The organism is Polynucleobacter sp. AP-Capit-er-40B-B4 (assembly GCF_018882245.1).
Lineage (GTDB): Bacteria > Pseudomonadota > Gammaproteobacteria > Burkholderiales > Burkholderiaceae > Polynucleobacter.
Genome location: NZ_JACVOV010000002.1, coordinates 535032 through 555858 on the forward strand (window position 1 = coordinate 535032; position 20827 = coordinate 555858).

Genomic DNA, 20827 nt, shown 5'->3' on the forward strand with positions numbered 1-20827 from the left:
TTTACTCTTGATTTACTTTTGAACCGAGGCGCAAAATACCATGCTGCCCACCAGCAAGCGCCTTTTGCGCGAGCTCTTCCAAACCCTCACCACGGTGAGAGATGCAACGCATCAACATAGGTAGATTAAGTCCAGCTAAAACAACCACAGGAGCATTTAATCCCGATAAGGGGCCTAGAGCCTCTAACTTAGATGCGACATTCGCAGGAGTGGCGCCCATGACATCGGTCAGAATAAGAACACCATTGCCGGTATTAACACCATAAGCCGCTTTCAGTACGCGATCAAAACTCACCTTGGTATCTTCATAAGGGGGAATATCAACCGCCCGCACACGTTCTGGCACTACGCCAAAAGCATGCTCTGCAAAACCCAACATTGCGCTCGCAACAGGTGTATGAGCAACGATGACAATTCCAGCCATATTTATGCCAATGCTTTCTCTAGTGTTGCCAACCAAAATTGCGGAACATTAAAATCACTTTGGTCGGTAATCTCAACAAAACAAGTAGGGCTAGTCACATTAATTTCAGTGAGGTAGCCGCCAATTAAATCCAATCCAACTAAGAATAATCCACGCTGATTGAGTATTGGCGCCAATTTTTCGGCAACCTTTTTTTCATCCTCAGTTAAAGGCATTGCAACGCCTTTACCGCCAGCCGCTAAATTACCGCGAATTTCACTACCCTGTGGAATGCGCGCCAATGCAAATGGCACCACCTCACCACCGATTAAGAGCACTCGCTTATCGCCCTGGGCAATCTCCGGAAGAAAGCGCTGAATCATTAGGGTTCTTGCACCATTTTCACCAAGGGTTTCTACAATGCTAGCGAGATTAAGGCCGTCGGCACCGACCCTAAATACGCCCATACCACCCATGCCATCCAAGGGCTTAATCACAATATCTCGATGAATTTGATGAAAGCGCTCTACGGCATCTAATTCACGGGTGACCAAGGTAGGGGGGATGAGCTCAGGAAACTCGGTAATAGAGAGCTTTTCAGAGTGATCTCGCACTGCACTGGGCTCGTTAAATACTTTGGCGCCCTGACGAACTGCAGCTGATAGCAACCAGGTTGTATTGAGATACTCAATATCAAATGGCGGGTCTGTACGCATGAGAACCGCAGAAAAAGATTTAAGCGATCGAGACTCAACATCACCCAACTCATACCAATTCGTAGAGCTTGGTTTAATTACCAGAGACTGGCAGTCAGCCACTACGAAATCGTCTCTCCATAATACATTTCTGCTTTGGCAAAACCATAACTGATGTCCTGCCTCTTGTGCAGCGCGCATCATTGCCAGCGTGGAATCTTTTTGAATCTTGAAAGATGCAAGCGGGTCTGCAATAAAAAGAAAGTTCATTTTTCTATTGAAAGATTAGTGTTTCATTTATGCAGCTTCGGCATCAGGATCAGTGCGCTCTAACTCCAATGATGCAGCAAGAAGAGCCAAACGAGCAACCACACCATATAAATAGAAGCGATTAGGTGCTGCACTACCTGGCTTAGCGCCTAAATCAGGCATAGAGTTTTGTTCAAATGCCAACGGCACAAAGTGCATGCCAGGTGCATTGAGATTTTCATCTGGACCACGATCAGTATGAACACGATAGAAGCCGCCAATCACATAGCGATCGATCATGTACACCACAGGCTCAGCAACAGCCTCATTAACTTTTTCAAAGGTATAAACGCCCTCCTGAATCAGCACATCACTGACTTCAAGACCCTCCTTAACCACGCTCATCTTATTGCGGTCTTTGCGGTTCAAACCCTTTAACTGAGCGGGATCATTCACCACCATGATGCCCATGCCATAGGTTCCTGCATCCGCTTTCACAACAACATAAGGCTTCTCTTTAATGCCGTATTCACGATATTTTTTCGCTGTCTTTTTCAATACCTGCTCAACCGCTGCTTGCAACTCGTCCTCACCCTTACGCTCATGGAAATTAATATTTGAGCAACTTGAAAAATAAGGGTTAATCATCCACGGATCAATATCGACAACTTTGGCAAACTTCTTGGCCACTTCTTCATAGGCGGCAAAATGATTGGATTTACGACGAACATGCCAGCCCGCATGCAGGCCTGGCAATAGATATTGCTCGTAAATATTTTCTAGAATCGGAGGAATGCCTGCAGATAAATCGTTATTCAACAAGATTGAGCAAGGATCAAAATCTTTTAAACCTAAACGTTGTTTCTTAAGCCCGAGTCGGGAAAGAGGCTCCATCAACAGGCGATTGCCATCAGGCAGCTCAATCCAGGTTGGCTTCTTAATTTCTTCGGAGAAAGTTCCGAGGCGAACATTCAATCCTGCTTGACGCAAAATCGAAGACAAGCGAGCAATATTTTGCAAATAGAAAGTATTGCGGGTATGACGCTCCGGAATTAACAATAAGTTTTTTGCTTCCGGACAAATCTTCTCAATAGCAGCCATTGCAGCTTGTACTGCCAAAGGCAACATTTGTGGCGAGAGGTTATTAAACCCGCCCGGGAAAAGATTGGTATCTACCGGTGCCAACTTAAACCCAGAATTACGAAGATCAACCGAACAGTAAAAAGGCGGCGTGTGCTCTTGCCATTCCAACCTGAACCAACGCTCAATGGTTGGGGTCGCTTCTAGAACCTTTGACTCTAATTCGAGCAAAGGGCCGCTGAGTGCAGTAATGAGATGTGGAACCATTCCACCATTGTAAGATTATTAAAAGAAAGACGCGGGATCCGAGGATCCCGCGCTTAAAACTAGGCAGCCAACCACAGCCGCCCAGTGAGGGGTAAATTACAGATTAAGACTCGTAGGCTGTCTCACCGTGTGAGCTGATATCCAGGCCTTCGCGCTCTTCTTCTTCCTTAACGCGCAAACCAATCACCATATCGATCAATTTGAAGGCCACGAAAGAAACTACGCCAGACCAGATTACAGTGGTAATTACGCCTTGAGCTTGGATCCACAATTGGCTAGCGATTGAGTAATCGGGAGCAACTGCGTTAGCTACGTAATCCCAAATACCAGAGCCACCTAGCGCTGGATCAGCAAATACACCGGTCAACAATGCGCCAGTAATACCGCCTACGCCGTGAACACCAAATACGTCCAAGCTGTCGTCTGAGCCCAAAATCTTCTTGAGACCAGTAACACCCCAGAGGCAAACTACACCAGCGATCAAACCAATAATGATTGCACCCATTGGACCAGCAAATCCAGCTGCAGGAGTAATTGCAACTAAACCTGCTACGCAACCAGAAGCAGCACCCAACATAGATGGCTTGCCTTTGAGAACCCACTCAGCAACTGACCAACCCAATACAGCAGCAGCAGTAGCTAAATAAGTATTCACGAATGCCAAACCAGCAGTACCGTTTGCTTCAAGAGCTGAACCAGCATTGAATCCAAACCAGCCGAACCACAAGAGAGCGGCACCAGTCATTACATAAACTAAGTTATGTGGCTTCATTGCTTCTTTGCCATAGCCCAAACGCTTGCCGACAACAAAGGAGCCAACTAAACCAGCGATCGCAGCATTGATGTGCACAACAGTACCGCCAGCAAAGTCGAGAACACCTTTTTGCCACAACCATCCAGCACGAGCAGTAATTGCTTCGAGTGATGCAGCATCTTTGATGTCATCAGGACCAGGCCAGAACCAAACCATGTGAGCGATTGGTAAGTAGCTCAAAGTGAACCAAATCACCATGAATACCAAGATTGCAGAGAACTTAGCGCGCTCAGCAAAAGAACCAATGATCAAACAGCAAGTGATGGTTGCGAATACTGCTTGGAAAGCCATAAATACATACTCAGGAATGACAACGCCCTTACTAAAGGTAGCTGCAACTGAGTCTGGATTAATGCCGCCCAAGAACAGACGATCGAGTCCACCAATGAATGCTCCACCCTCGGTGAATGCAAAGCTATAGCCATAAATAGCCCATAGCACTGTAATCAAAGAGAAGACCATGAAACATTGCATACAGATAGACAAGATATTTTTGCTACGTGTCAAACCGCCGTAGAACAAAGCCAAGCCAGGAAGAGTCATCAACAGCACTAATGCTGTACAAACCATCATCCAGGCGATATCTGCCTTGTTGCACTTTTCAGAGCAAAGCACTGGAGCAGGTTCTGCAGCAGCAGGTGTTGCCGCAGGCGCTGTTACAGCAGGTTTTTTAACTTCATCAGCATGCGCTGGCGAAGTAACCATTACACCAGTAGCGCCAATAGCCAAAGCCATAGCACCACCAGCAACGAGTCGTTTCATCCAAGTTAACATTTTGAACCTCTCTTTAAAGTGCTGACGCGCCGGTTTCACCGGTACGAATACGAATGACGTGCTCAACTGGTGAGACAAAAATCTTGCCATCACCAATCTTGCCTGTACGTGCAGATTTTTCAATTGCTTCAATCGCACGCTCCAAGATGCCATCTTCAACAGCAGCTTCAATTTTTACCTTAGGCAAGAAGTCGACAACATACTCAGCACCGCGATATAACTCAGTGTGACCCTTTTGACGACCAAAGCCCTTAACTTCAGTGACGGTAATGCCCGAAACTCCCACTTCTGAGAGAGCTTCGCGCACTTCGTCAAGCTTGAATGGCTTGATGATTGCGGTAATTAATTTCATACGTTTCTCCGTTCAGAGTGGAAATTAGAAAGTTTTTGTAAGAGCAACAATACCTGTGGAGCCGCCTAAATTTTTGCCTGTTGGTGAGGAATAGTTATATGTGCTACCTGTTTTTTTAGCGTCAGTACCGATATAAGCAGCAGACAGAGACAAGCCACCTCCAAAGTCCTTAGTTACACCCAATTTCCAATCTGTAAAAGAATATAAAGAGCTGTTGGATGCACCTGTTGTACTGCCTTGCACATTACCCGCTACATATTGATAACCAACGTGTGCATTTAATGCCAAGCCCCAAACGCCAGTGTCATAGTTCATTGTTAAATCTGGATAGTAAGAACCAGTACTGTTTGCAAAACCAAAGATTGGGCTTACTGAGTAAGAAAATTTAACAAAGCCAGTTACAGCGCCAAAGGTAAAGTTTTGCGCAGCATACAATTCGGTTGTGTTTGGATTAGCTTGAGTGCCCGAAACGTTTAAGCCTGATGTTGGATAGTAGTATTGCAAAACACCAAAGTCAGAAGCAAAGCCTTCACCAATAAACTCTTTCTTAATACCACCGTAGAAGTCCATTTCGATTGGCGCAGTAACTCTTGTGTTGGCAGTTGCAGGAGCTGCATCAGAAATCCAGCTGATTGAGCTGTTCCAGTTACCAATATAGAGGCCACTCTCATGAGCGTAATCAAAGCCACCTTGAATCGCTGGTTTGAAATTTGATTGGCTGATACCACGATAACGATAATCACTTACTACCGTTACGTTTGCAGTAAGCGGGCTAGCTTCAGGCGCTTCTGGAGCAGCAGCTGGTGCTGACTGAGCAAATGCTGCGGTTGCAAATAAACCAGAGGCTGCTAGAGCAATGGCTGTCTTTTGAATTGTTTTCATTTAAAACTCCTAAGTGGTCATGAAAAAGGGATAAATGCTTATTGCATGGAGTGATCATGAAGGTCGGCCGTTTTTGGGCTTTGGACGGATTCCCCTAATTAATGCTTATGCACTTTTTTGGTGCTTTATATTGCACCCAATAAGTGAATTTTGACCATTTTTCAGGTTTTTACCCCTTTTAGGGCGTTTTTCGCCATACAACTTAAAATATGAATGTGTATCTTTTCTGCAACTCTCAATAGAACTGCGAATCTCCATCATGCAAAAACCCGGCGAAATCCTCGAGCAAATCCAACGTATCGCTAACGATATGCAGAACAAAGTTGGCGATGCGATCCGCAATTCGCCCGCCCAAGAGATCGAAAAGAATGTGCGCGCCATGATGAATCAAGGATTTCAGAAAATGGACTTGGTTACGCGTGAAGAATTTGAATTGCAAAGCAAGGTGCTTGCTAAGACACGTGAAAAATTAGAAGCGCTTGAAGCCAAAGTAGCGGCTCTAGAAAAAAAATAGACTTTATCGACTGCTACAAATTAAATTTATCTAGATTTACTCAGGCGAAAAATCACTAAAGAAGTTTTCATACTCTTCTTTAGATAAAAAAATTTTTGCATTTTCTGAGCTTGCTTTTGCATGCAGCACCGATACTTGATAGATCCAACTATCGCCATTCGGTGCAACGCGATTAATCCAACGTACTCGCATCAGCTGTTGAGTATTACCGTTGGATTTCAAATCAATGAAATAATCTTTGGTTGATAAACGTTGTTTGTCTGCAGTTCTATAAAACGCATCTTTAACAGCGACTTCTCCGCCGGATGCTTTTGCCCTATCAATTAAATTCGTCTGCAATTGCGAAAGAAGCTTATTGAGTGATGCACTTTGATTCGCCGGTAACTGAATCGTGCTGACGGAATAAATATCATCTTCAATCTTTACCGCTTCTAGTGTTTGCAAAAGCTCTTGATCAAGATACGGAATTCGACGTTCAATTTTGTCCGGCTTACCAGGAAATAAAGACGTATATCTTTCTTGCGGGGATTGGACGGTGCGCCAATCTAATTTAGGGCTGCATGCTGTTAGAAAAATTAAAGCCGCCAAAGTGATGGCTTTAATAACCGCTCTAAACAACCCCAGCTCCATGCGCCTGTTGATCTGCGTGATAGCTTGAGCGCACCATAGCACCTACCGCCGCATGTGAGAAGCCCATTTCATAAGCCTTTTCCTCAAACATCTTAAAAACATCGGGGTGTACATAACGTGTCACCGGCAAATGATGTCCTGATGGGGCAAGATACTGACCGATCGTGAGCATATCAATATTGTGCTCACGCATATCGCGCATAACTTCCAAAATCTCATCATCCGTTTCACCCAAACCCACCATCAAACCACTCTTCGTAGGTACATGCGGAAAACGCTCTTTGAAGTCTTTTAGAAGCTTTAAAGAGTGGAGGTAATCAGCACCAGGTCTGGCTTGCTTATATAAACGAGGTACTGTTTCTAAATTGTGATTCATCACATCTGGCAAACCATTCGGTGCATGCTCAGCAAAAATATCTAAGGCCTTATCAAGGCGACCACGAAAATCTGGTACCAACACTTCGATGCGTGTATTGGGCGACAGAGCACGTGATTGAGAAATGCAATCCACATAATGCATTGCACCACCATCACGAAGATCATCACGATCAACGCTGGTGATAACGACGTAGTTCAACTTTAGTGCGGCAACGGTGCGGGCTAAATTAGCAGGCTCTTTGACATCGAGAGGATCCGGCCTTCCATGTCCAACGTCGCAAAATGGACAACGACGGGTGCACTTATCACCCATGATCATGAAAGTTGCCGTACCTTTACCAAAACATTCACCAATATTGGGGCAGCTCGCTTCTTCACAAACAGTAACTAGTTCGTTCTCGCGCAAAATCTTTTTGATTTCAGAAAAGCGTGAATTGTTAGAGGCGGCTTTAACTCTGATCCAATCTGGTTTTTTTAGAACCTGTTCGAGGGGAACAATCTTGATTGGTATACGCGCAGTCTTCTCGCTTGATTTTTGCTTACGTGATGCGTCGTAATTGAGGTCTTGGCGACCCTCAATTGGCGTGTTGGTGTCAGGCTTATTCGTTGTCATGATGGCATCAGTTGCTTTTGTAAATGCTGCAAAAGCCTTTGGCTAATAGTGTCTATATTGTCCTTGATCCCAAGGGTTTGCATATCAACCGTCTTTAAACCCTCATAACCACAAGGGTGGATACGTTTGAAAGCTTCCAAATCCGTTGCCACATTCAAAGCAAGACCATGATAGGAGCAGCCTTTAGAGACTTTAAGGCCCAAGGCTGCAATCTTCGCGCCACCCCATTCTGGAGGCACCCCGGACTGCTGAGAGACGTAAATGCCTGGGGCGCCTGGATGTCTTTCGGCCTGAATGCCGAAATCGGCCAGGACATCAATTACCGCCTGCTCTATTCGCGAGACTAGCTCCTTGACGAAAATTCCGAGGCGCCTGAGATCCAACAAAAGATAAACAACAATTTGGCCTGGCCCGTGATAAGTGATCTCGCCACCGCGATCAACCTGTACCAGAGGAATTTGATTGCTCGGCGAATGCAAATTAGCCGCATCACCAGCTAAGCCTAAAGTAAAAACAGGGGGATGCTCTAACACCCAAATCTCATCAGGCGTGTCACCAGTTCGTGTCTTTGTAAAAGCTTGCATTGCCTCATATGTCGATGCGTAATCCGCCAATCCAAGTTGTTTTACCAAAGCCGCCATCAACAAATTAGAGAACGACGCTAACTAATGGGTGGGTAGATAAAGTTCTATAGAGCTCATCTAACTGTTCGCGACTGGTCGCAGTAATTGGCAAAGTAATACCGAGATAATTTCCGTCCTTTGATGGACGTTGCTCTACTTTGCTCTCATCAAACGTAGGATCAAATTGCTTAGCAATATGAATGATCGCAGGGAGATATTCAGGATTTGTTTTGCCCATCACCTTGATTGGAAACAATGAGGGGTATTCAATTAAAGACTTTTCTTCAGCCATACTTGACTCTCTATATTTAGTTCGATTTGTAATTATTTGCGGTGATCTGGCATGCCCAGCCAAGCGCCTGTAATGATGTTGCGAATGCAATGTAAACGACGATGGAAAAAATGATCAGCGCCAGGAACTACCTGCACTGTTAATTCTTGTGGGCGCGCCCAATCCAAAACATCAATTAATGGGATCGTTTCATCTAATTCGCCGTGAATCAAAATAGTATCTGCGGGAACCTGAGCCAGCGTCCATTTGCCTGCGGCGCTCCCTACCATTACAAGGCGTTCGGCTGGTCGTCCCAGGTCTGAAAGTCTTTGCACTAAATGACTGCCAACAAAGCTTCCAAAAGAAAAACCAGAAACAACCAATGGCAAAGTATTCGCGTTCGTCGCCCAAGCTTGATTTGCAGTAGCCTCAAATTCGCCCCAACTCGATGGGGTGCGCATCCAGTCAGTCACATGCAATAAATCTTCTAACTCACCAACACCGTCGTCATGCACGCCTTGGGTTCCGCCAACACCACGAAAGTTTGGGCGCACACTGACATAGCCTAATTGATTAAATGCACGCGCCATGGTTTGCGCAACTTTGTTATCCATTGTTCCACCCATTAGAGGATGTGGGTGAGCAACGAGTGCTAGGCCGCGGACTGCAAAATTAGGATCGTTTTTTAATTCATCAGGAAGATCAATCGACATCTCCATTGATCCAACAATACCTTCAATATGAATTACTTTTGTACGGCTATTCATAAAACACTTTCAATCATTTAAATCACTAAGCCAACTGCAAGCGCTCAACTGGGCGACCTGCAATTAAATGTGATTGGATAATTTCTTCAACATCATCTACATCAACCATGGTGTACCAAACACCTTGTGGATAAACGACCATGACAGGACCATCAGCGCAGCGATCTAAGCATCCAGCCTTGTTTACGCGAATCTTTCCCGGGCCTGCAAGTCCAAGCTCTTTAACTCTTTTTTTGGCGTAATCAAATAATGCAAAAGCATTGTGTTGATCGCAGCACTCTTCGCCATTACTGCGTTGATTTAAACAAAAAAATAGGTGGTATGAAAAACTCATATAAAAATTATATTCATCAATGTTTCGATTTAAATTCCCTGGCACTTCGTAGCATCCAAATTAGCGCTAGAGGTAACCATACTACTGAAACCCACTGCATGAGCTCATTAAAGTGCAATAAGCGCCCCTGATACCAATGTCTTAGCGTCAGAATGAAATAAGGATTGTCAGGCAATATATTGACCGCTATTGTGGTGCCCAACAAACAGGTCAAGGCTAGCCAAAATTTAAGCTCTGGTGTCAGCTGTAGCGCCCATCTCAACAAGATACTCCCCAGCACCATTCCCCAGAGGGCCCCCGCAGTCAGCCAATTCAAACTCAATTCAGCGCCAAACTGAAGTGCTGTAAACAAGACCTTGATTAGCACTGTCAAGCCAAGTAGCCCCTTGAGGATGCGCCACTGAGGCGCCTTAGCCCGTAAACCTAGCGAAAGCAACAAGGCAACGCCAAGCCAACAGAGCGATGTAATCACTACCTCCTGAGCAACATGATTAATCACCCATGTACCCCAATCCACTGAGCCAAATATGGCATGCCCCCAAACACCTGTTCCGAGCCAAGAGCTTTGTGGGTAGATTTGTGACCACGGAAACAACAAAAACAATGCGCACGCGGCCCAATTTAAGCCAAACCACTGGTCAAAACGACGACGAATAGCGCTGCCAGAGAGCCACTGCGGGCCTAGCGGAATAGCCAATAACCCGCCCAATAAACCCCCTAATATATTGGCCCACCAATCCATCTGACTGGGAATGCGTGTCGGTAGCCAGGACTGCAAGGTTTCTACACCCAAGGCTAATGCAGCACTTAAGCCAAGAGCGATAGCAAGGGCTAGAAAATTACGCCAACGTGGGTAGGCAGCAAACATCACCAAAAACCCAAAGGGGATATAAGCAAGGATGTTGACTGCCACATCAAACAAAGTAATAAAACGAGGCAAGGGGGCGTCTAACCAGGCCCAAGGAGATATTCCGTTGTGGAAATCAAAATCAAAGGGATTAAGGCTTACATAGATGATCAGGAGCGCATAGCTTAAGCTCATAGCCCTAGCTAATGGCATAGCCTGCAAAGGCCATACCAACTTCCGCGGTCGTTGATCTTTTTGATCCATCCCACAATTCTAGGTCAGACCTTTCTACAATGGCGGAATGACTGCAAATTGCATACTTGAGCGCGTTATCGAGACCAGATCGACTAATGATGATCTTTTGGAGCGTTGGCGCGCCGGAGAGTTAATTGATCCTGTAGCGCGCATTGCCCAAAAACAAACAGCAGGCAAAGGAAGAGCAGGTCGATCATGGTTGGCAAATCCCGAGGACTCCCTTTGCTTTTCTTTAGCTTTTCCATTTAAAAGAACGCCTGCAGAACTGAGTGGTTTGAGTTTGTTGGTTGGCCTGGCCGTTATATCCGGCATTGCAAAAGCTTGCGACCTCAGCGAATCCAAACTTCACGAATTAGGACTTCGCTTAAAGTGGCCAAATGATTTGTTACTCAATAATGCCAAACTCGCTGGCATTCTGATTGAAGGCGGTCAAGCAAAAACAGGGGATTCAACCTGGATGATTATTGGGGTTGGCATCAATCTGCGCAATGAAGAAATCATTGCGGAAGATCTTGGGAATGGACTTAAAGTAAGCTCGCTGACTCAAATCACACAATCACTACCTGATGTTGAATACCTTTGGTTGAAATTGATTGCCTCGCTTGAACACCATCTCACTGAATTTGATCTGTATGGTTTCAAGCCATGCATGGAGTCATGGATGAAGTGGGATGCTTATCGAGATCAAGCTGTTTGCATTTCTGGGGCTGGTAGAGGTCCGATATACGGTGTCACCAAAGGTGTTGATGAATCTGGGGCACTAGTATTGCAACAAGAAAACAAAACGATTGCCATTCATGCGGGCGATGTTTCATTACGGATTCAATCATGAGCCTTTATTTATTCTTTGATGTTGGTAATACACGTCTCAAATGGGCGGCAGTGGAGTCCAATCAAAATCCAAGCGCTCAACAAAAGAAGTTGTGGGCTTACTCAGGCTCTATTAGTAGCAAGTCTTTGCAGTCACCCGAGCATCGCACTGAATTAGCGGACTATATTTCCAAGACGCTTCCAAAGCCAGATGCTATTGCCTTTAGTTGTGTAGCCGGGGCGGAGGCCATCACGAATCTCAAGTCGTTATTTCCGCAGTGGGATGATTTGAATTGGAAGCAATTAAATGGTGACAGTACATTTTCGGGAATGCGAGGCCTTTATCATGATGCTAGCAAACTCGGTGCCGATCGCTGGGCCGCCCTCATTGGTGCCCGTGCCCTATCCACCAATAACACCTTGGTTGTGAATGCCGGCACTGCCACTACGATTGATTTGCTCGGATCTAATGGTGTGCACTATGGCGGATGGATCTTGCCTGGCCTTGGGCTGATGCAAGAAAGCCTGCAGAGCAAAACCGCACAACTTCCTTTAGCAATTCGCGAAGAATCTCAGCAAGCATTTGGAACCACAACTAATGAAGCCATCATTGGCGGATGTGATGCAGCGCAGATTGGCGCCATTCACTATGCATTACTGCAGGCTAAAAAATTAAACCACCCGGTTGAGAAAATCTGGCTTGATGGTGGCAATGCAAAAATTCTTCTTGCTCAAATAAAAAAATCTGATCTGCAGAATTGGCCGATTGAGCAAACTGAGGGCTTGGTGCTGCGAGGTGTTTGGGCGTGGCTACTACAAAATCTTTAAGAGCGAATCTTACCCAATAGACTTGTGGTGGAGCGCTCATACAAAAACGGTATAGCAACTGCCTTACCGCCCCAGCTTTTTACAAGATGAGTCTCCGCTAAGGTGTCGATTTCATAGTCTCCACCCTTGACATAAATATCAGGACGAATTTTTTCAATCAAGTTGACTGGAGTTTGCTCAGTAAACAACACTGCCATATCTACGCTTTCCAGCGCAGCCAATAAGGCCTGGCGATCAGCCTCAGTATTGATAGGCCTGTCATCGCCTTTGCCCAACATCTTGACCGAAGCGTCCGAATTCACACCCACTACTAAACTAGCACCTAAAGCACGTGCCTGAGCTAAATAACTGGCATGTCCGCGATGCAAAATATCAAAGACTCCATTAGTAAATACTAGTGGTCTAGGTAGATTTGCCAAGCGAATTGCAAGCTCATCTGGTGGACAAACTTTGGCTTCGAAAGAGGGTGGTAGTAACTGGCTCATAACTCAATATTAATGGCAATTTTGTAATGCCAGCGATATTAGCCAGAATGTCTTAGACTTGGCCTCTACCTAGTGAAATATAAAGGCGCAATATGCACCGCAATCTAATCAGTTGGCTCTTTGGCTTACTTGTCCTCCTGTCTGGACTTCAAATCGCCAATGCTGCTAACACCTGTAGCCCACTGCTTTCTCATACCTTCCCTCGTCTACAGGATGAAGCGCCTCAAAACCTTTGCCAATATCAAGGCAAAGTCATTCTGGTTGTAAATACAGCCAGCTTTTGCGGATTTACAAGTCAATACGAGGGCCTTGAGAAGATTTATGCCAAATATAAAGACCAAGGTTTTGTAGTGCTTGGTTTCCCCTCTAATGATTTTGGGCAACAAGAGCCGGGTAGTAATAAAGATATTGCTGATTTCTGTAAAAATACCTATGACGTAAAGTTCCCAATGTTTTCTAAAAGCGTAGTCTCGGGTAGCAACCCCAATCCTTTATTTAAGATGTTGATTGCTAAAACTGGTACAACACCTAAATGGAACTTTTATAAATATTTAATCGATCGAAACGGTAATGTGATTGACTCTTACGGGAGCATGACCAAACCAACTAGCAGTAGTATCACCAATCAAATTGAAAAGCTTTTAGGAGAAAAGGCCCAGTGAGTCAAAAACGAATTGCCATCATTGGCGCAGGCATCTCTGGATTAGGCTGCGCATACGCCTTAAGACAACATCCCGAATTTGAAATTACCTTATATGAAGCTGGTGATCACATTGGCGGCCATAGCAATACAGTAGATTTCACTTACAACATCAATGGGGAAGAAGTGACCCACGGTGTCGATACAGGCTTTCTAGTTTTCAATCGCAAAACATATCCTCGCCTAGTTCGATTATTCGAAGAAATTAAAGCGCCTGTAGCGCCTTCGGAGATGTCCTTTTCCGTTTCTATTGATGCCTCTTTGAAGTCAGGCTCAAATAAAAAGATTGAATGGGCAGGTAACGACATCAATTCTTTTTTCGGCCAGCGCTCCAACCTACTCTCCCCCTCTTTTTGGCGCATGGCTTATGACATCTTGCGCTTTAATCGCCTGGCTACCCAGTTGGCACAAGAGCAAATTGATGCTGGACATCAGTACAAAGAACCAGATGAAAAAATTGCTGATTTTTTAAAACGCCATCGCTTTAGTCAAAGCTTCAAAGAAAATTATTTTTTACCGATGATTGGAGCAATCTGGTCATGTTCAGTCGAGCAGATGCTTGAGTTCCCTATTCAAACTATGGTGCGTTTTTGCCATAACCACGGTCTTTTACAGATTCAAAATCGCCCGCAATGGTTAACCATTAAGGGTGGTTCGCGCGAGTATGTAAAACGGATTGTTGCTGCGATAGAAAAACATGGTGCATCCATCAGGCGCGATGGCGTTCTGCGAGTAAATACAGGTCACGATAACGGTCAAGTCGAAGTGATCAGCCAGGCCGGCTCAGCCTACTTTGATGAAGTCATCATGGCTTGCCACAGCGATCAAACGCTAGATCTAGTTCATGGCATTGGTCAGCAAGCCAGAAATATTTTGGCGGCCATCCCCTATCAAAAGAATCGCGCCATCTTGCATACCGACACCCACTTCTTGCCTGAGGCAAAACGTTGCTGGGCCGCCTGGAACTACACTGCTAAATCTGGTGACCAGCCAAATGCAAGGCAACACGTCAGCGTGAACTATTTAATTAATCGCCTCCAGCCACTTCCAGACCAGCTCAAAGACGTACAAATTATTGTTAGTCTAAATCCTTCGGAAGAGCCAAATCCAAAACTGGTTCATCAAGAGATTCACTATTCGCACCCTGTCTTTGACATGAGCGCAATACAGGCCCAGAAAGAGCTGCCTTTGATTCAAGGCTCATCATCTATTTGGTATTGCGGCGCCTGGACAGGATTTGGATTTCATGAAGATGGCTTACGCTCTGGCGAACTAGTTGCAGAAGCTTTAATTGAAAGTATTCGTCAGCCTATTAAGGCCAAACAAGATAGTTAATGGCGCAAGCAAAGATCAACTTTGGAGTAGTTAAGCACCAGCGCTTTCGGCCGGCTAGAAATGCTTTTGGCTATGGGGTATTCACCGTCTCTATTCCAATGCGCGCCCGTAAGGCCAATCCAAAGTTACTTAAAGATTATGGCTTAGGCGATAACTGCTGGGGACTTTGTGCATTTTTTGATAAAGACCATGGCTTAGGAGAGGCGAATAGCCTTGCCTGGATCGAGAAGATTCTTGCGGATAACCATGTCCCCAAGGTGGATGGGGAAATCTGGTTACAAACATTCCCACGGGTCTTGGGTTACGTCTTTAACCCGGTGAGCTTCTGGATCTGCACTCGAGCTGATGGCAAAGTGCAAGCTGTACTGGCTGAGGTAAATAATACTTTTGGTGAACGACATTGCTATTTGCTGCATAAGGATTCAGGTGAAGTGTTGCGCTCAGGCGAAACACTCACCAGCAAGAAAGTATTTCATGTTTCGCCATTTTGTGAGGTACGGGGCGAATATCATTTCCGCTTCATGTTTCCACAAGACAGTAGTAGCGGGAATAACAGTGTTTATCGCATTGAACTCCACGAGGATGGCCTACCCCTCATCAATACCAGCATTAGCGGCACTAGTCGCCCATTAAGTCGAGCCAATATCATCGCAGCAATGCTCCGCTACCCTCTGATGAGTCTAGGCGTCATTTTCCGCATCCACTGGCAAGCCTTGAAATTATGGATAAAAGGAGTACCCTTTCATTCAAAGCCCAAACCACCAGAACTTGAAGTTAGCAGATGAATCGCCCAGGACAATCCCTTCTCTCGAGACTAAATTTTTCTCGCCCCCAAGAGCGGGCTAGTTCTGCACATAAGCATCAAATTAGCGCCAAGACGCTTTTAGCCCTCTTAACGCAACTCAGCAGCGGTTACTTGAAGTTAACCCTGCCAGATGGAGACAAGAAAGAATTTGGCAATCGCAATGATCAATTGCATGCTGAAATTCATATTCTGGAATGGTCTGTATTTAAAGAAATCATGTCTCATGGAGACATTGGTTTTGCAGAAAGCTACATTCAAGGCAAGTGGAATACTCCCGATCTCAAGGCATTACTTGAGCTGGCCATTCGCAACCGAACAATCCTAGAAAAAGCCATCTATGGCAATTGGTATGGATCTATTTTCTACCGCCTAAAACACTGGTTAAGAGATAACAGTAAAACGGGTAGTCGCAAAAACATTCATGCGCACTACGACCTAGGCAATGCGTTCTATACCTTGTGGCTCGACCCAACAATGAGTTACTCCAGCGCTTGGTTCTCCGAGGGAGATAGGCAAGGGTTGGCGGATGCCCAACGCGCAAAAATTAGGCGTATTTTGGACTCCCTGCAAACAAAGCCTGGAGATCATATTTTGGAAATTGGGTGTGGTTGGGGTGGAGTAATGGAAGAATCACTACGCACTGACAGGGCAATTACTGGTCTCACTTTATCTACAGAACAAAAAGCTTTTGCTGAAAAACGTCTTTTAGCAGTAAAAAATCAAACTGCAAGCGCGCCTTCATTTGAAGTGCGACTGCAAGACTATCGGGACTGCCAAGAAAAATTTGATGGCATCGCCTCAGTAGAAATGTTTGAAGCAGTTGGTGAAAAGCATTGGCCAGAATATTTTGAAACTATTGCCCAATGCTTAAAGACTGGCGGCAAAGCTTGCATTCAAACTATCGTTATTGCCGAAGATCTTTTTGAGCGGTATCGACGCAACACTGATTTCATTCAGCAATACGTCTTTCCAGGTGGAATGCTGCCATCTCGGGAGAGTTTTAAAGCTAGTGCAGCCAGGGCCGGACTAAGAATTGAGCAAGAATTTGCTTTTGGCTCCGACTATGCAAAGACGCTTTGCTTGTGGCGAGATAGTTTCAATCAAAAACTCCAGGAAGTACGACAACTCGGGTTTGATGAAGCCTTTATACGTCTCTGGAACTTCTACTTAATGTACTGCGCAGCTGGCTTTACAGAGCGCAATATTGATGTAGTGCAATTTACCCTTAGCCATCAACCACCAACAGCATCGTCTGATGCGCTGAGCGCATGAAACAGTCCGGAATAGATCATTTCTCCGGAAAAAGAGTCTGGGTCATTGGCGCATCTAGTGGCATTGGCGAAGCTTGTGCAAAGGCTTTGCTACTACAAGGCGCCAAGGTGGCACTCTCCAGCCGCAGAGCAGAGCGTTTAAATCAAATTGCTCTTACTGGAGATGCCAATCAAAGTCTCGTTATCCCCCTAGACGTTACTAATGATGAACAGCTTCAGGAAGGATATAAAGCTATCCTCAATACCTGGGGTGGCATTGATCTCCTGCTTTTCGTATCTGGCATGTATGTACCCCTTCGTGCAGATAACTTTGATATCCAGATTGCTGAGAAAACGATAGACGCCAACCTTTTAGGGCCAATGAGAGCTGTTGCATTAGTCACTCCCGAAATGCTTAAAGCCCACTCAGGGCACATTGCTATCGTTGGCAGTGTGGCAGGGTATAGCGGTTTACCGAAAGCCTTGGCTTATGGTCCGAGCAAAGCAGCGATCATCAATTTTTGCGAGAATTTATATTACGACCTCCTGCCAACAGGAGTCAGTGTGCATATGATCTCGCCAGGATTCGTTGCTACTGAGGCAACTGCACAGAATGACTTTGAGATGCCAGCCCTAATTAGCGCCGAAGAAGCGGCCAAAGAAATTTTGGCCGGCATTCAAAAAGGTGAATTTGATATTCACTTCCCAAAACGATTCTCAAGATTTTTAAAGTTTCTCAGAATCTTGCCATACCCAATCTACTTTTGGATTGTGCGCCGCTTCGTGAAAATTTAAGAAGCGCTAGAGCAATACTTATCTAAAGTTATTGTTTGTACTTATCTTTACGAATTTTTTCTTCTAAGTAATCCATCACTAAGATAGCCTTAGCTTTAGTGCCAGCAATGGATGGTGATGTCACATACTTGCCCTGCATCACAATGGTAGGTACGCCATCAATTCGATAGGCTTCAGCCAGTTGCTTTGCAGCACGCGCTTTAGAAATCACCGCAAAAGAGCGGTAAGTTGCCAAAAACGTATTGCGATCTATTCCCTGAGAGGCAACCCAATCAGCAATTTCCGGCTCAGTTAAAAGACGCTTATTTTCTTTATGCATTGCATACATGACTTTTTCATTGAGAGCGTCGCCTTTGCCCAACGCTTCAAGGGCATAAAACAATTGGCTATGAGGCATGAAATCATCACGGAAAGCGACAGGAACTCTTTTGAAAACGACATCCTTAGGTTGACGCTTGACCCAACTACTAAGCTCAGGCTCAAAGTCGTAACAATGTGGGCAGCCATACCAAAAGAATTCGATAACCTCCACTTTTCCTTTGGTCTCTACCGGCTGAGCAATGGGCAATATGCGGTAATCAAAACCCTCTTCAATTTTTTGCCCTTGAGCACTAACTAAGCCACTCAAAGTAAGAAGTGCGAATACTGTAATTGCTCTTTTGCCAAATGAAATCATGATTTGCTGGATTTAATTAAAGTTGGTTTGATGCCCATGCCATTCAATTTATCGCGAACAGGATTGCTGTCTTCAACACTGTTATAGGGCCCTACACGAACGCGCCAGAGAGTATTACCGTCAGCAGTTACCTCGCTTAACTGCGCCTGAATTCCCTGAATAGCTAAATTGGCTTTTTGCGCATCTGCATCAGCGCGCTTATTAAATGCGCCTACTTGCAAGAAGTAAATTGAGTCTGACTTTGCTACGGGAGCCACATCGGCAGGCTTGTCAGCGGCCTTCTTGCCACTCACCAAATCACCAATCGGATCGGTAGATGTAGGAGCAGAGGATTTGCCCTGAAGCGGTTTATTTAAATCTACAGGCTCGGCAGGAGTAGCCAACTCACCTTCAGCGGGGGCAGAAGAAGGCTTAATAATTAATGGAAGACTTGGGGCACGCATACCCGGTCTTTCTTGAGGGGTGTTTTTGGATAGGTAAAAGGCGATGACAAACGCAATTCCAAGACCAGCACCTAAACCAAGAATAAAGCCGAGGATAGTACCGCCATATTGGGCATTTCTGCTATCAATGCCGCCAGTGCGCCTTACAAAGCTAGTTTTCTGATTCGGTGTTTTCATCATTTCCTCATCTTACATCCACACCTCGTACCTCGCCATTACATCTTTGCTGGCGCGGATACTCCGAGTACTTTTAAGCCATTTTGTAGCACCTGACGTGTTGCAGATAACAGTGCAAGACGCGCTAACTTTAAATTCTGATCATCTACCAATACGCGATCAGCATTGTAGAAAGTATGAAAATCCCCCGCTAAATCACGCAGGTAAAAAGCCAATGCATGGGGGGCCAATTCTTCCGCAGCAGATGTCAGCATTTCTGGATACTCCGCTAAACGACGCAGCAAATGATCTGATGCCTTGCTTTGCAATAACGATAGATCTGCTCCAGCTAAATCTGCCGTTTGTCCGCCCCATTGCTGCAAGATTGAACTGATTCGCGCATGCGCATACTGAACATAGAACACTGGATTCTCATCATTTTGTTGCAAGGCTAAATCAATATCAAAAACAAATTCTGTATCTGCTTTGCGTGAGATCAAGAAAAAGCGCACGGCATCACGACCACGCTGCAATGCCAATTCTCTTTCTTCGGGAGTCATCTCCGAAGTGACGCCACCAGACCACTCAACCAAATCTCGGACCGTCACATATGAGCCAGCACGCTTTGAAATTTTTACTTCATCGCCATGACGCATCACAGTCACCATCTTATGCAAGACATAATCTGGATAGGTTTTAGGAATGTCCCAACCGCGCTTCTGCGCCACGCCCTGCAAGCCTGAACGTACACGCGCAATCGTCCCATGATGATCGCTACCCTGCACATTGATTACCTTCTGAAAGCCACGATTCCACTTGCTGGTGTGGTACGCAACATCTGGCACAAAATATGTAAAGCTACCGTCTGACTTACGCATCACGCGATCTTTATCGTCGCCATCATCTGTAGTCTTTAGCCACAGCGCACCTTCAGACTCATAGGTCTTGCCTATGTTTTGCAAATCGCCAACAATTTGAGCAACGCTACCATCGGTATACAAAGAAGATTCGAGGTAATAACAATCAAATTTGACGCCGAAGGTTTTTAAGTCAATATCCTGTTCATTGCGAAGATATGCAACCGCAAATTGACGGATTGCTTCAATATCATCTTTATATTCTGGTGAAGCTTTAAATGCTGTAGCAATCTCTGCAATATATTCACCGTTATAAGCTTGCTCAGGCCACTTCGCATCACCTGGCTTTAAACCATGTAAACGAGCCTGAACTGATAAGGCTAAATTCGCAATCTGTACACCGGCATCGTTGTAATAAAACTCCCGATGAACTTTAATACCCTGGGTTGCCAATAAGTTCGCTAGGGCGTCGCCAAGCGCTGCCTGACGTCCGTGACCAACATGTAAGGGGCCGGTTGGATTAGCAGAGACAAACTCAATCATGGCGCTTGGAGCCGATCCATCACCTAAAGGCGACTCACCAAAATGCGTACCGGAGGAGAGTATCTCCTGCACTACGGCAGTTTTGGCAGCATTACTCAAGCGGAAATTGATAAAGCCAGGACCAGCGATTTCACATGACGCAATCAGCCCATTAAAGCCATTTTGTTGTTGTAAACGCTCAACCAAAGCTTGAGCAAGCTCGCGCGGATTGAGCTTCCACGCCTTCGAGAGCTGGAGGGCAATATTGCATGCGACATCGCCGTGATCAACGGCCTTAGGGCGCTCTAAACGGGGTGTAGGGGGCGCCTCTAGGCCGCGCTCCTGAGCCAAGCCCGCCAGTGCAGTACTCAGCATTTCAATTAAGCGATTTTTATTAGTAGACAACATAGATAAGTG

At 45.4% G+C, this 20827-nt stretch carries 25 protein-coding genes; 8 read left to right on the forward strand and 17 right to left on the reverse strand.

Translation table 11 applies throughout. The features are described 5' to 3' along the window. Nucleotide 1 precedes the first annotated feature (1 nt). The 6 genes from ICN19_RS07690 to ICN19_RS07715 all read right to left on the reverse strand — a co-directional run bounded on the left by ICN19_RS07690 (nt 2) and on the right by ICN19_RS07715 (nt 5516). Nucleotides 2–424, reverse strand: a complete 423-nt coding sequence (locus tag ICN19_RS07690; protein WP_216212883.1) for a PTS sugar transporter subunit IIA — start codon at nt 422–424, stop codon at nt 2–4. A 2-nt stretch (nt 425–426) separates the two neighbouring features. Continuing rightward, complete coding sequence (gshB, locus tag ICN19_RS07695) at nt 427–1368, reverse strand: glutathione synthase (protein WP_216246725.1); 942 nt, start codon at nt 1366–1368, stop codon at nt 427–429. Nucleotides 1369–1395: 27 nt separating this feature from the next. Next, nucleotides 1396–2694 (reverse strand): glutamate--cysteine ligase, encoded by a 1299-nt coding sequence (gshA, locus tag ICN19_RS07700; protein WP_216246726.1) that lies wholly within the window; start codon nt 2692–2694, stop codon nt 1396–1398. 103 nt (nt 2695–2797) lie between these two features. After that, entirely contained in the window at nt 2798–4282 is a 1485-nt protein-coding gene (locus ICN19_RS07705) for an ammonium transporter (protein ID WP_216246727.1), read from the reverse strand. Between the two features lie 13 nt (nt 4283–4295). Then, nucleotides 4296–4634 (reverse strand): P-II family nitrogen regulator, encoded by a 339-nt coding sequence (locus ICN19_RS07710; RefSeq protein ID WP_011903792.1) that lies wholly within the window; start codon nt 4632–4634, stop codon nt 4296–4298. A 24-nt stretch (nt 4635–4658) separates the two neighbouring features. After that, complete coding sequence (locus ICN19_RS07715; protein WP_216246728.1) at nt 4659–5516, reverse strand: TorF family putative porin; 858 nt, start codon at nt 5514–5516, stop codon at nt 4659–4661. 259 nt (nt 5517–5775) lie between these two features. Here ICN19_RS07715 and ICN19_RS07720 point away from each other — a divergent pair, with 259 nt between their 5' ends. After that, a complete protein-coding gene (locus ICN19_RS07720; RefSeq protein ID WP_216246729.1) occupies nt 5776–6030 on the forward strand; it encodes an accessory factor UbiK family protein in 255 nt (84 codons plus the stop codon). Between the two features lie 36 nt (nt 6031–6066). Here ICN19_RS07720 and ICN19_RS07725 read toward each other — a convergent pair whose 3' ends face one another. From ICN19_RS07725 to ICN19_RS07755, 7 genes are read right to left on the reverse strand one after another with little or no spacing between them, the layout of a single operon-like run. Further along, entirely contained in the window at nt 6067–6648 is a 582-nt protein-coding gene (locus ICN19_RS07725) for a hypothetical protein (protein WP_216246730.1), read from the reverse strand. After that, nucleotides 6641–7651 carry a lipoyl synthase gene (gene lipA / locus ICN19_RS07730; RefSeq protein ID WP_216246732.1) on the reverse strand — a complete coding sequence of 337 codons (1011 nt, stop codon included), beginning with the start codon at nt 7649–7651 and terminating at the stop codon, nt 6641–6643. Before lipA ends, ICN19_RS07725 begins: the two co-directional genes overlap by 8 nt. Continuing rightward, nucleotides 7648–8292, reverse strand: a complete 645-nt coding sequence (lipB, locus tag ICN19_RS07735; RefSeq protein WP_216246733.1) for a lipoyl(octanoyl) transferase LipB — start codon at nt 8290–8292, stop codon at nt 7648–7650. Before lipB ends, lipA begins: the two co-directional genes overlap by 4 nt. Before the next feature lie 7 nt (nt 8293–8299). After that, a complete protein-coding gene (locus ICN19_RS07740; RefSeq protein ID WP_012358499.1) occupies nt 8300–8566 on the reverse strand; it encodes a YbeD family protein in 267 nt (88 codons plus the stop codon). Nucleotides 8567–8598: 32 nt separating this feature from the next. Next, nucleotides 8599–9312, reverse strand: coding sequence for an alpha/beta hydrolase (locus ICN19_RS07745; RefSeq protein WP_216246734.1), 714 nt, complete (start codon nt 9310–9312; stop codon nt 8599–8601). Between the two features lie 25 nt (nt 9313–9337). Further along, nucleotides 9338–9646 (reverse strand): ferredoxin, encoded by a 309-nt coding sequence (locus ICN19_RS07750; protein WP_216246735.1) that lies wholly within the window; start codon nt 9644–9646, stop codon nt 9338–9340. Between the two features lie 16 nt (nt 9647–9662). After that, nucleotides 9663–10757, reverse strand: coding sequence for a VanZ family protein (locus ICN19_RS07755; protein ID WP_216246737.1), 1095 nt, complete (start codon nt 10755–10757; stop codon nt 9663–9665). 37 nt (nt 10758–10794) lie between these two features. Here ICN19_RS07755 and ICN19_RS07760 point away from each other — a divergent pair, with 37 nt between their 5' ends. Then, nucleotides 10795–11580, forward strand: coding sequence for a biotin--[acetyl-CoA-carboxylase] ligase (locus ICN19_RS07760; RefSeq protein ID WP_216246739.1), 786 nt, complete (start codon nt 10795–10797; stop codon nt 11578–11580). Continuing rightward, complete coding sequence (locus tag ICN19_RS07765; protein ID WP_216246741.1) at nt 11577–12386, forward strand: type III pantothenate kinase; 810 nt, start codon at nt 11577–11579, stop codon at nt 12384–12386. Before ICN19_RS07760 ends, ICN19_RS07765 begins: the two co-directional genes overlap by 4 nt. Here ICN19_RS07765 and rfaE2 read toward each other — a convergent pair. Then, nucleotides 12383–12871 carry a D-glycero-beta-D-manno-heptose 1-phosphate adenylyltransferase gene (rfaE2, locus tag ICN19_RS07770; RefSeq protein WP_216246743.1) on the reverse strand — a complete coding sequence of 163 codons (489 nt, stop codon included), beginning with the start codon at nt 12869–12871 and terminating at the stop codon, nt 12383–12385. The two genes, ICN19_RS07765 and rfaE2, sit on opposite strands and share 4 nt — an antisense overlap. A gap of 92 nt (nt 12872–12963) precedes the next feature. Here rfaE2 and ICN19_RS07775 point away from each other — a divergent pair, with 92 nt between their 5' ends. Genes ICN19_RS07775 through ICN19_RS07795 form a run of 5 tightly spaced genes read left to right on the forward strand, consistent with a single transcriptional unit; the run spans nt 12964 to nt 17756 of the window. Further along, nucleotides 12964–13533 carry a glutathione peroxidase gene (locus ICN19_RS07775; protein WP_216246746.1) on the forward strand — a complete coding sequence of 190 codons (570 nt, stop codon included), beginning with the start codon at nt 12964–12966 and terminating at the stop codon, nt 13531–13533. Then, the gene (locus ICN19_RS07780; RefSeq protein WP_216246748.1) at nt 13530–14906 is read left to right on the forward strand and encodes an FAD-dependent oxidoreductase; all 1377 of its coding nucleotides are present in this window, start codon (nt 13530–13532) and stop codon (nt 14904–14906) included. The genes ICN19_RS07775 and ICN19_RS07780 overlap by 4 nt, the downstream gene beginning before the upstream one ends. After that, complete coding sequence (locus ICN19_RS07785) at nt 14906–15691, forward strand: DUF1365 domain-containing protein (protein WP_216246750.1); 786 nt, start codon at nt 14906–14908, stop codon at nt 15689–15691. Before ICN19_RS07780 ends, ICN19_RS07785 begins: the two co-directional genes overlap by 1 nt. Beyond that, nucleotides 15688–16983 (forward strand): cyclopropane-fatty-acyl-phospholipid synthase family protein, encoded by a 1296-nt coding sequence (locus ICN19_RS07790; protein ID WP_216246752.1) that lies wholly within the window; start codon nt 15688–15690, stop codon nt 16981–16983. The genes ICN19_RS07785 and ICN19_RS07790 overlap by 4 nt, the downstream gene beginning before the upstream one ends. Continuing rightward, on the forward strand, nt 16980–17756 hold the full coding sequence (locus tag ICN19_RS07795; protein ID WP_216246754.1) for an SDR family oxidoreductase: 777 nt from the start codon (nt 16980–16982) through the stop codon (nt 17754–17756). Before ICN19_RS07790 ends, ICN19_RS07795 begins: the two co-directional genes overlap by 4 nt. A 28-nt stretch (nt 17757–17784) precedes the next feature. On the opposite strand, the gene ICN19_RS07800 is transcribed toward ICN19_RS07795, so the two are convergent. The 3 genes from ICN19_RS07800 to argS are packed head-to-tail and all read right to left on the reverse strand — an operon-like array spanning nt 17785 to nt 20818. After that, nucleotides 17785–18432, reverse strand: a complete 648-nt coding sequence (locus tag ICN19_RS07800) for a thiol:disulfide interchange protein DsbA/DsbL (RefSeq protein ID WP_216246755.1) — start codon at nt 18430–18432, stop codon at nt 17785–17787. Then, nucleotides 18429–19055, reverse strand: a complete 627-nt coding sequence (locus ICN19_RS07805) for an SPOR domain-containing protein (protein ID WP_216246757.1) — start codon at nt 19053–19055, stop codon at nt 18429–18431. Before ICN19_RS07805 ends, ICN19_RS07800 begins: the two co-directional genes overlap by 4 nt. A 35-nt stretch (nt 19056–19090) precedes the next feature. Continuing rightward, nucleotides 19091–20818 (reverse strand): arginine--tRNA ligase, encoded by a 1728-nt coding sequence (gene argS / locus ICN19_RS07810; protein WP_216246759.1) that lies wholly within the window; start codon nt 20816–20818, stop codon nt 19091–19093. Nucleotides 20819–20827 lie beyond the last annotated feature (9 nt).